This window comes from Gelidibacter salicanalis (genome assembly GCF_016469035.1).
Taxonomy (GTDB): domain Bacteria; phylum Bacteroidota; class Bacteroidia; order Flavobacteriales; family Flavobacteriaceae; genus Gelidibacter; species Gelidibacter salicanalis_A.
Genome location: NZ_JAEHJZ010000337.1, coordinates 1 through 206 on the forward strand (window position 1 = coordinate 1; position 206 = coordinate 206).

Genomic DNA, 206 nt, shown 5'->3' on the forward strand with positions numbered 1-206 from the left:
TACTGATCCTCGGCTTTATGCTTCCCGCTATCACCAGCGAATTTGGTTTGTCATCCTCACAAAGTGGCTCTCTGGTCACCTGGACTCTGATTGGTGCCGTCCTGGGCGGCGTGATTTTCGGGCCCATCAGCGATCGCTTCGGCCGGTGTTGCGTGTGCTTTTTGAGTATGTTGTGCGGACATTTTTACACATCTGTGAAGAAAAAA

The 206-nt window shown here is 51.0% G+C and carries 1 protein-coding gene; it reads left to right on the forward strand.

Going from position 1 to position 206, the window contains the following annotated elements; translation table 11 throughout:
* On the forward strand, positions 1-206 hold a 206-nt coding region (locus tag JEM65_RS21620), incomplete at both ends, for an MFS transporter (protein ID WP_199603832.1).